The organism is Flavobacterium sp. (assembly GCF_031423415.1).
Taxonomy (GTDB): domain Bacteria; phylum Bacteroidota; class Bacteroidia; order Flavobacteriales; family Flavobacteriaceae; genus Flavobacterium.
Map to the genome: position 1 here is coordinate 1 of NZ_JANPFL010000154.1, position 1,663 is coordinate 1,663.

1 protein-coding gene and 1 pseudogene are annotated in these 1,663 nt (G+C 37.5%); both read left to right on the forward strand.

Features of this window, described 5'->3' with window-relative positions; genetic code table 11:
* Window positions 1-141, forward strand: a 141-nt coding sequence (locus RMO83_RS17010) for a T9SS sorting signal type C domain-containing protein (protein ID WP_409025015.1), incomplete at its 5' end; no start/stop codon positions are given.
* A 121-nt stretch (window positions 142-262) separates the two neighbouring features.
* Window positions 263-1,663, forward strand: a pseudogene (locus RMO83_RS13685) (hypothetical protein); the annotation flags it as partial.

Sequence of the window (1,663 nt, forward strand, 5' to 3'; positions counted from 1 at the left end):
AGCGGTCGATTAGTATTCAAAAAGGAAAATATAAACAATTCCGAGACCACTATCGATGCTTCAAGATTTGCTAAACAAGTTTTGATTGTTAAAATTACCTCGGATGACAATAGAGAGGTAAGTAAAAAAGTGGTTAACTAAAATCCTATTGAGAAACCATTTTAATATAATTTTTTTAAAACCCTGTTCAATGTACGAACAGGGTTTTTCAATTAAAAATTACTATTTTTGTCATTTAAAATAGTAACTACACTATCAAGATATGAAAAATTGTATTCTAGTATTGATCCTGTTAAAATCTTTGGCAGCAATAGGGCAGGATGCGGCAAATACGGCTACTTGGAATGGTTTAGTTAGGTCACAAGGTGTTTCAAGAAGCTTGCCATTTACCAACAGAGAAAGATTGACTAATACTGCCGGTCAACTTTTTAAAATGAATCAAGTTGTTGCTGAAAACAATAGAATTTGGTTGAACGCCACAAATGCAAGTGGCGATTTTGGACAGATGGCGCTAAACTATGTGGCAGGAGCCACTAATGGTGTTGATGACTTTGACGCAAGATATTTCAACGTAGCTACATTGGCTTTAAACTCGGTAATAAATAATGTAGATTATGTAATTCAAGGTCGTGCCTTGCCCTTTGTGGCAACAGATGAAGTACCTTTAAGTTTTTACGCTGCAACTGCTGGAAATTATACTATTGCTATTGACCAAGTTGATGGTCTGTTTACAGGGAATCAGGATATTATATTAAGGGATAACGTCACTGGCATAGAAACGGATTTGAAAGCAGGAGGATATTACTTTGCGGCATCAGTAGGACGGACAACCTCAAGATTTGTGCTTAAGTATCAAAAATCTCCAACCATTTGGAATGGTTCAACTTGGTCCAATGGTGCTCCAACAGCATCAGTTGAAGCGATTATTGCTGGTAATTACAATACTACAGCTAACGGCGTCATTACAGCCAAAAAACTAACGGTAAACTCCGGTATTTTAACCGTGAATTCAGGAAACTTGACTGTAGTAAATGAGCTAATCAACAATGTCGGTGCAACTGCCGTTGTATTTGAAAACAATGCCAATTTGATTCAGACAGGCACTGCAACAAATACAGGTGCTATTACAGTAAAACGTAATAGTTCAGCACTGAAACTGTTCGATTATACCTTGTGGTCATCGCCAGTAGCAAGCCAGAATTTATTAACTTTCTCACCAGCGACAGTACTTATTCGTTTTTTCAACTATAACACGGCTACCAATTTGTACAATGCAGTACCAAGTCCTTCAACAACAAACTTCGAGGTAGGAAGTGGTTATTTGATTCGTATGCCAAATACAACTAGCGCAAGTACGCCTACAGTTTATCCTGGTGTATTTGTAGGAGTTCCAAACAATGGTTCTGTTCCAATTACTCTTGCAAATAATGGTGTTGGAATGCGTTTCAATGCAATTGGAAATCCTTTTCCATCTCCTATCAGCATGACACAATTTGTTTCCGACAATAGTGCCAATATAACTGGTTCTTTGTATTTCTGGAGAAAAACAAATGCTGCGCTTGGAGCCGCTTATTGTACGTGGAATAATGGAACATTTGTTTCAAACGGTCAAGCTCAAGTGTTTAATCCAAATGGAATTATCCAGACAGGACAGGGATTCATT